Below are 8,163 nucleotides of genomic sequence, written 5' to 3'. Positions count from 1 at the left end.
GGGCACGCCGGTCGAACCGCTCGTCTCGATGACGACGGCCGTGCCGTCCGGAACGGTCACGGGCACGGGCACGGGCACGGGCACGGGCAGCAGGGCGTCCCCGCGCCCGGAGAGGGCCTCGCGGAGCAGGTCGAGGAGGTCGAGCGGCCGGTCGACGGAGACGACCCGGAGCATCCGTGTCACGGCGGGACTAGAACTGCCAGTCGTACGGACCCCAGTCGGGGTCGCGTTTCTCGAGGAACGCGTCGCGGCCCTCGACGGCCTCGTCCGTGCCATAGGCGAGCCGCGTCGCTTCGCCCGCGAAGACCTGCTGCCCGACGAGTCCGTCATCGACGGCGTTGAAGGCGAACTTGAGCATGCGGATGGCGGTGGGCGACTTGGTCAGGATCGTGCGAGCCCAGTCGATGGCTTCGTTTTCGAGATCGGCGTGCGGGACGACCGCGTTGATCGCGCCCATCTCGAGGGCGCGCTGGGCGGAGTACTCGCGGGCGAGGAAGAAGACCTCGCGCGCGGCTTTCTGCCCGACCTGGCGGGCGAAGTATGCGCTGCCGTAACCGGCGTCGAAGGAGCCGACGTTGGCATCCGTCTGCTTGAACTTGGCGTGCTCTGCGCTCGCGATGCTGAGGTCGCAGACCACGTGCAGGGAGTGCCCGCCCCCGGCCGCCCAGCCGGGGATGACGGCGATGACGACCTTCGGCATGAAGCGGATCAGGCGCTGGATCTCGAGGATGTGCAGTCGGCCGCTGCGGGCCTTGTCGATGCCGCTGGCAGTCTCGCCTTCCGCGTACTTGTAGCCGTCGCGGCCACGGATGCGCTGGTCCCCGCCCGAGCAGAACGCCCAGCCGCCGTCCCTCGGGCTCGGGCCGTTTCCGGTGAGGAGGACGACGCCGATGCGCGGGTTCATCCGGGCGTCTTCGAGGGTGGCCTGCAGCTCGTCGACGGTGTGCGGCCGGAACGCGTTGCGCACCTCCGGGCGGTTGAACGCGACGCGCGCGATCTGCCCGGTGAGGTCGTGGTGGTACGTCACGTCGGTGAGGGACTCGAAGCCCGGGACGAGTTTCCACTGGCTCGGGTCGAAGATTTCAGACACCTGTTCGATCATGCTGCAAGCCTACGCGGCGGACCCCGCGCGCGGACCCGAGGGGTGCCGGCTGGACAGCGCGCGGATGGGCGCGCTCTCACACATACTCAGGCCTGAAAAACCAAACGACACGCCGGTGAAAATGAGAAATACCCCTTTTGTGGTGGCAAAGTCAACCCCCTTGAGCGCCTCATTTTCACCATGTGTACTTGTGGTCTCAGTGAGACCCGGAGGTAGTCATGAACGACCTAGACACACAGTCAAAAGCCCCGATCGACCTGCCACTCCACAACGACGTGGCAACCCGAACCCACAGCACCATCAGCGCCGTCAGCATCCGCATGACCCCGGCAGAAAACACCAGAAAACACCAGAACGCCATCGGAACGGCGGTGCGACCGTGACCGTCACGATGAACACGTCGGCACCGGCCCACGACCACTTCGATTCTCCCGACTCCTACCGCGCCCCGCTCCCCTCGATCAACCCGGCCGGCTCATCCCAGCGTTCGGCCGGCAGTACGGCAGCGTCCCGCTACAGCAGGGCATCCACGGATGCCTTCGGCGACTACCTGCGCCGCATCGGCAAGGGCCCCCTCCTGAGCGCCGAGGATGAGGTCAACCTCGCCCGGCGGATCGAGGTCGGCCTGTTCGCCGCAGAGAAGCTCGCGCACGGGGTCGACGACCACGAGCTTTCCCGGGAACTCGCCTGGCTCGCCCACGACGGCGGCCGGGCGAAGAACCACTTCATCGAAGCCAACCTCCGCCTCGTCGTCAGCATCGCCAAGCACTACTCCGGCCGCGGGGTGCCGATCATGGACCTCGTCCAGGACGGCAACATCGGCCTCGTCCGAGCGGTCGAGAAGTACGACTTCATGACCGGATACAAGTTCTCCACCTACGCGACCTGGTGGATCCGCCAGGCGATTCACCGCGGAATGGCCGACAAGTCCCGGATGATCCGCATCCCCGTGCACACCGCGGAGAAGCTCAACAAGATCAAGCGCATCCGCCGCGACCTCACGAGCACCCTCGACCGCGACCCCTCGCTCAAGGAGCTCTCCGAGGCGGCGCAGATCCCCATCCGCGACGTCTCGCGGCTGCTGCAGTACGACAATGAGCCGATTTCCCTGCATTCCCCGGTCGGTGACGGCGTCGGAGACATCTCGGAGCTCATCATCGACGACGACCTGCCGCAGCCGGACGAGTATGCGACGGTCACGCTGCGTGCCGCGGACATCTGCTTCTACCTCGACGCGCTGCCGCCGCGGGAGCGGTCGATCCTGAAGGCCCGATTCGGGCTCGACGGCGACGAACCGCGCACCCTCGACCAGATCGCCGTCATCCAGGGCGTCACGCGGGAGCGGGTCCGCCAGATCGAAAAGCGCGCGCTGGCCCTCCTGCACGTGCCTCGGCTCGAACGGTACCTGCGCGATTAGATGCCCGCAGGCCTGGTCCGTCGATGACCGGTTGTGGGGGGGGGGGGGGGGCCCCCCCCCCCAAAACCCGGTTCCGGCGTGACCCAACTTTTCCACGGCACTGAACTTTTCCACGGCTCTCCGGGGGACCCCCCGAACTGAGCATTGGCAACGTCTCGATTTTGTAGCAATAATTCCTTATGACGCGCCAACGAGGGAATCATGGGAAAGCTCACCTATAACTCGACGGTGACGGCCGACTTTGATGATCGCATCCTGGCGCACATCCAGGTGGTCATCGGAGCCAAGCTGCGCCGGGGAGAGTGCTTCTACTTCACGTGGAGGGACGACCCGTCCGGAGGCGACGGTCGCAGCACGATCTGGCTGCATCCGGCCATCCCGCTCGCCTTCAAATACTTCGGCGGTCGCTCGCCGAGCCTCAATCGCGACTGGGTGGAGGCGCTCATGCTGACCGCCAACTCCTCTGGCGGTTTGCAGCTCGTCCCCGAACCGCACCGGCCGGCATCCGTGCTCGCGACGAAGGATGAACCATGATTCGCATCGACATCGTCTATGGCGGTCAGCAGTACTCCCTGGGCGGCCGGTCCGCAGAGTCGCTCCGGAATGAGATCAACGCGGCCGTCACGTCCGGCCAGCCGTACTGGCTTCCGGTCAACAGCGGCGGCGGCCGCTTCGAGGACGCCTATCTCCTGATCGCGCCCGGCATCGCGTTCGCGGTTATCGACGTCAAACCCACCAACGGGGACGACCTCGACCTCGAGGTCGACGGCGCCTTCAACCACGACTCCCTCTAGCCTCCCGCACGGTCCGCTCCGCCGCGCGCCCACTGCGCCGTTCCGCGCCCGGCAGGCCTGGCGCGGAGCGGCGCTTCTGGCGCGCACGCCCCGACGCGTGCGGCGGCACGGTCGCCCGCACCCGCGCCCGGCTGGCAGACTGGAAGCATGCTTCCCCCACTCGCAGAGTTGCTCGGAACGGCCCGCATTGTCGCGTTGCCGCTCATCACCCGATTCCGCGGAATCGACACCCGCGAGGCACTCCTCCTCGAAGGACCGGAGGGCTGGACGGAGTTCGCGCCGTTCGCCGAGTACGACGACGCAGAGTCCGTCGCCTGGCTGCGCGCCGCGATCGACTTCGGCTGGACCCCGACGCCCGCCCTCCTGCGCGAGAGCATCCCCGTCAATGCGACCGTCCCTGCAATCGACGCGGAACTCGTGGCGGATGTCCTCGCCCGCTTTCCGGGGTGCCGCACGGCCAAGGTGAAGGTGGCCGCCCCCGGGCAGACCCTCGCAGAAGACGTCGCCCGCGTGCGCGCCGTGCGCCGGGTGCTGGGACCGGAGGGGCGCATCCGTGTGGACGCGAACGGCCTCTGGAACCTCGACGAAGCCGAACACGCCCTGAACGCCCTCGGCGAGTTCGACCTCGAGTACGTCGAACAGCCGTGCGCGAGCATCGAGGAACTCGCCGAGATCCGCCGTCGCTCCGCCGACTACCTCGGCATCCCCGTCGCCGCCGACGAGAGCGTGCGCCGCGCCGAGGACCCGCTGCTCGTGGCGACCACGGGCTCTGCCGACATCCTCGTGATCAAGGCGGCACCGCTCGGCGGGATTCACGTCGCACTCGACCTCGTTGCGCTGGCCGGCCTGCCCGTCGTGGTCTCGAGTGCCCTCGACACCTCGGTCGGCATCGCGATGGGCGCGCACCTCGCCGCCGCGATCCCCGGCCTCGAGTTCGACTGCGGCCTCGGCACCGCCTCGCTGCTCGCCGCCGATGTCACCCACGACCCGCTGCTGCCGGTCGACGGCCGGATCCCGGTTCGCCGCGTCGTGCCCGACGCCGACCTGCTCGACCGCTACGCGGCATCCGCCGAGCGCAGCGCCTGGTGGCTCGCCCGCCTCAGCCGCTGCTACGCCCTGCTCGCCGCCGAACCCGCCATCACGGACGCCATCACGGACTGACCCGCCCGGGCGGATGCCGGGTTAGAGGCCCGAGTATGCGTGCAGTCCCTTGAAGAAGACGTTCACGACGCCGAAGTTGAACATCACGGCGCTGAAACCGACGATCGCGAGCCACGCGGAGCGGGAACCGCGCCAGCCCCTGGTTGCACGGGCGTGGATGTAGCCGGCGTAGATGGTCCAGATGATGAAGGTCCAGACCTCCTTGGTGTCCCAGCCCCAATACCGGCCCCAGGCCTTCTCCGCCCAGATCGAACCGGCCATCAGGGTGAACGTCCAGAGGATGAAGCCGATGATGTGAACCCGGTACGCCAGGTTCTCGAGCGTCGCTGCCGAGGGCAGCGTCGCGAGGAAGCGGAGGCGCACCCGGCCGGCGGTCGTGACGAGCGCCTCCCGCCGGAACTGCAGCAGTTGCACCACGGAGAGCGCGAAGCCGAGCGCGAAGAACCCGGTTCCGAGCGAGGCGACGAAGACGTGGATCACGAGCCATGCCGACTGGAGCGCCGGCGGCAGCGGGGCGACCTCGACATAGAAGCGCAGCGCCGCGATGCCGAGCAGCACGAGCACCATGCCGGTCACGAAGGTGCCGAGGAAGCGCAGGTCCGCGCGGGTGAGCACGATCAGGAACACGGTCACGATGAGCAGGGTGCCCGTCATCGCGAACTCGTACATGTTGGCCCACGGCACCCGCCCGGCGGCGAAGCCGCGCAGCACGTCGGCCATCAAGTGGATCGCCCAGGCCAGCACGGTGAGCGAGACGCCGATCCGCAGGCTCTTCGAGCGGCCGTACGGGGTGGCGGCGTCGTTGGCGATGCGGGCGCTGATCCGGTTCACGATCGTTCCGGCGGATGCCGCGGCACCGGCCTTGCCCGCAGGCTTCCCCGGATCGAGGGTCGCGTCCCTGCCCGCCGGTTGCGCCCCATTGGCCGCGCCGACGCCGACCGGTACGGCGGCGAGCGCCGCGAGGCCCGTCGCCTCGTCCGCCGTCTTGACGGCCGCGGAGCGCTTGGCGAGGTCGAAGGCGAAGGAAATGAAGGCGAGCGCATAGACGGCCATCGCCGAGTACAGGCTCAGGATCGAGAGCTCGTTGAGATTCACGTGGTCAGCCTAATTCTGTTCGGTCGCCGGGACGGCTGATGTGGAGGATACCAGCAGTCGCCCGTGGCGGTCTGCGATGTCGGTCACGGCTGCTTCGAGGGCCGGGTCCTCGCCGCGGGCGAGTCCCGCGTACTCGAGGGTCAGCGATCCGTCTTCGCTCTCGATCGCCTTGACCCAGACTCGCCGCCGCGGCACGAACAGGCTCGTGAGCAGCCCGAGCAGGGCGAGGATCGCGAAGGACAGCACCCAGACCTGCGTCGGGTCGTGGTGGATGTCGAAGGACGCGAACCGCAGCACCGAGCCGGAGAAATCGTTCGCGGCGGCGCCGGGGTGCGCGTCGTTGAACGTGACGGAGCCGAGTCCGTTCGGCAGCTGCTGGGTCTCCCCCGGCTTGAGCTCGAGCGACTTCACGCCGGTCTTGCCACCGGTGAGCCGCGTCATCTTGTCGGTGTTGAGCGAGTAGACGGATGTCGGAACTCCCGCGTTCAACCCGAGGTCGCCAGAGTAGATGTTCAGGGTGAGCATCGGGTATTCGAGGTCCGGGTACGACGAGTAGAAGGCGCCCGTCGAACTGGCGGCCTGCGTCGGGTAGAAGAAGCCGATCATGCCGAGCTGTTCGCTGAGGCCGTCCGGCACCTTGATCACGCCGAGCGAGGTGAGGTTCGCGTCCTGCGGCAGGAACGGCACCGCGTCGGTGAAGACGACGACCCCGTTGGGGTCCTTGACGGTGATCGAGGGCGCGTAGCCGTTGCCGAGCAGGTACACATCGGTGCCGCCGGTGCGCATCGGGGTGTTCACCTTGACGACGCCGGTCTGGAGGGCCTCGCCGCGGCGGGTGACGCTGACGGCAGCGGAGTAGTCGATCGCCTGGCCGTACGCCTCGAGGTTCTGGGTCTCGTAGGTGACGCTGAAGTCGTCGAGGGTGAGCTTGTACGGCTCGAGGCTCGAGTCGCTGAAGAACCGCCCCGGGCTGAACGAGTCGTAGGCGAGCAGGGTGTTCACGAAGGTCTGGCCCTCGACGAGCACCCGTTGGCCGCTGAACCCGAAGCCGCTGCCGAAGCCGACCGTGATCAGGATGCCGACGAGCGCGAAGTGGAACACGAGGTTTCCGGTCTCGCGCAGGTAGCCGCGCTCGGCCGACGCCGAGAATTCCCGCCCGCCGCGTGCCGGCGCGCTGTCGAACAGGGCGACGCGGTAGCCGCTCTTCTTCAGGAGCGAGCGGGCGGAGTCGACCGCCGCCGCGGCATCCGTGCCGGCAGGAGCCGTGCGTTCGGTGAAGCCGGCGAGCCGCATGAGCCGCGCTGGCGTGCGCGGCGGCTGGGCCCGGAGCGCCTGGAAGTGGTGCTTCGTGCGCGGGATCACGCAGCCGATCAGCGAGATGAACAGGAGGAGGTAGATCGCCGAGAACCAGGCGGAGGAGTAGACGTCGAAGGCCTGGATCTTGTCGAGCACGGGAGCCAGGTCGGGGTTGTCCGCGAAGTACTGGGTGACACCGTTCGGGTCTGAGCTGCGCTGCGGAACGAGCGAACCGGGCACGGCGGCGATCGCCAGCAGGAGCAGCAGGAACAGGGCGGTTCGCATGTTGGTGAGCTGGCGCCAGAACCAGCGCAGCCAGCCGACGAGGCCGAGCCTGGGCTGGATGACATCGTCGGACGCCGGGGCCGGCGCTGGGGAATCGTAGTGGTCAGATGGCCGGGACATAACTGCCGATCACTCCTTGCAGGTCGAGGAGCCAGGCATTCCAGACGCCGGTCACCATGAGGACGCCGATGACGACGAGGAGCACGCCCCCGAACAGATTGATCGCGCGGACGTGCCGTTTCAGGAACGACACCGCCCCTGTCGCCCAGTTGAGGCCGAGCGCGATGAGAAGGAACGGGATGCCGAGTCCGAGCGCATAGAACAGCGCGAGCAGGCCGCCCTGCCACGGGGAGCCCGTGGTGAGGCTGAGCGAGTTGATCGCCGTGAGCGTCGGACCGGTGCACGGGGTCCAGCCGACGGCGAAGACCGCGCCGAGCACGGGGGCGCCCGCAAGTCCCGCGCGCGGGCGCCAGCTCGTCTTGACCGTGCGTTGCAGGGCCGCGAACTGGCCGACGAAGACGAGCCCCAGCAGGATCACGACAACGCCGGCGATCCGGGTGACGAGGTCGCGGTACTGGTTGAGCCAGAAGCCTGCCGCGCCGAAGACGACCCCGGTCAGCACGAAGACGAGCGTGAAGCCGAGCACGAAGAGCCCGACGCCGGCCAGGAGCCGGTTCCGGCCGCGCCGGTCACCGCGACCGGCGGTCGACCGGCCGTCGGTGAATCCGCCGATGTATGCGAGGTAGCCGGGCACGAGCGGCAGGATGCACGGGGACGCGAACGAGACGAGCCCCGCGAGCACCGCGATGGGAATCGCAAACAGGAGCTGGCCGCTGAAGACGATTTCGCCGAAGGGATTGTTCACGCCGCGGGGACCTCGGCGATCGCGTCGCGCACAATGGTCTCGAGGATCGAGGGCGTCGACAGGGCGCCGAGGATGCGCGCGGCTTCGGGCAGACCACGACCGAGAACGTCGCGTTCTCCAACCGGGCGGATGCCGTCGCGCTGCTCGA

Annotated in this window: 9 protein-coding genes and 1 pseudogene; 5 read left to right on the top strand and 5 right to left on the bottom strand. The window is 68.3% G+C overall.

All coding sequences use genetic code 11. The features are described from left to right. Positions 1–183, bottom strand: a pseudogene (locus QN345_RS12840) (o-succinylbenzoate--CoA ligase); the annotation flags it as partial. 7 nt (positions 184–190) lie between these two features. After that, entirely contained in the window at positions 191–1,102 is a 912-nt protein-coding gene (locus QN345_RS12835) for a 1,4-dihydroxy-2-naphthoyl-CoA synthase (RefSeq protein WP_134558652.1), read from the bottom strand. A gap of 218 nt (positions 1,103–1,320) precedes the next feature. Here QN345_RS12835 and QN345_RS12830 point away from each other — a divergent pair, with 218 nt between their 5' ends. The 5 genes from QN345_RS12830 (at position 1,321) to QN345_RS12810 (ending at position 4,474) form a co-directional block, all read left to right on the top strand. After that, complete coding sequence (locus QN345_RS12830) at positions 1,321–1,485, top strand: hypothetical protein (RefSeq protein WP_322136983.1); 165 nt, start codon at positions 1,321–1,323, stop codon at positions 1,483–1,485. After that, positions 1,482–2,519 (top strand): sigma-70 family RNA polymerase sigma factor, encoded by a 1,038-nt coding sequence (locus QN345_RS12825; protein ID WP_241975296.1) that lies wholly within the window; start codon positions 1,482–1,484, stop codon positions 2,517–2,519. Before QN345_RS12830 ends, QN345_RS12825 begins: the two co-directional genes overlap by 4 nt. A 201-nt stretch (positions 2,520–2,720) precedes the next feature. Then, positions 2,721–3,053 (top strand): ATP-dependent DNA ligase, encoded by a 333-nt coding sequence (locus QN345_RS12820; RefSeq protein WP_134448786.1) that lies wholly within the window; start codon positions 2,721–2,723, stop codon positions 3,051–3,053. Then, positions 3,050–3,313 carry a hypothetical protein gene (locus QN345_RS12815; RefSeq protein ID WP_134448785.1) on the top strand — a complete coding sequence of 88 codons (264 nt, stop codon included), beginning with the start codon at positions 3,050–3,052 and terminating at the stop codon, positions 3,311–3,313. The genes QN345_RS12820 and QN345_RS12815 overlap by 4 nt, the downstream gene beginning before the upstream one ends. A 147-nt stretch (positions 3,314–3,460) precedes the next feature. Next, positions 3,461–4,474, top strand: a complete 1,014-nt coding sequence (locus QN345_RS12810; RefSeq protein WP_134448784.1) for an o-succinylbenzoate synthase — start codon at positions 3,461–3,463, stop codon at positions 4,472–4,474. 21 nt (positions 4,475–4,495) lie between these two features. On the opposite strand, the gene ccsB is transcribed toward QN345_RS12810, so the two are convergent. The 3 genes from ccsB to QN345_RS12795 are packed head-to-tail and all read right to left on the bottom strand — an operon-like array spanning position 4,496 to position 8,015. Further along, positions 4,496–5,527, bottom strand: coding sequence for a c-type cytochrome biogenesis protein CcsB (ccsB, locus tag QN345_RS12805; protein ID WP_322189884.1), 1,032 nt, complete (start codon positions 5,525–5,527; stop codon positions 4,496–4,498). Positions 5,528–5,578: 51 nt separating this feature from the next. Next, complete coding sequence (resB, locus tag QN345_RS12800) at positions 5,579–7,270, bottom strand: cytochrome c biogenesis protein ResB (protein WP_322188614.1); 1,692 nt, start codon at positions 7,268–7,270, stop codon at positions 5,579–5,581. Further along, on the bottom strand, positions 7,254–8,015 hold the full coding sequence (locus tag QN345_RS12795) for a cytochrome c biogenesis CcdA family protein (RefSeq protein WP_134448782.1): 762 nt from the start codon (positions 8,013–8,015) through the stop codon (positions 7,254–7,256). The genes resB and QN345_RS12795 overlap by 17 nt, the downstream gene beginning before the upstream one ends. Positions 8,016–8,163: the final 148 nt, after the last annotated feature.

Origin of the sequence: Cryobacterium sp. 10I1, assembly GCF_035019805.1 — a bacterium.
Classification (GTDB): Bacteria; Actinomycetota; Actinomycetes; order Actinomycetales; family Microbacteriaceae; genus Cryobacterium; species Cryobacterium glucosi.
Note: the sequence above shows the minus strand (reverse complement) of the source record. Positions and strands in the feature narration are given on the sequence as shown.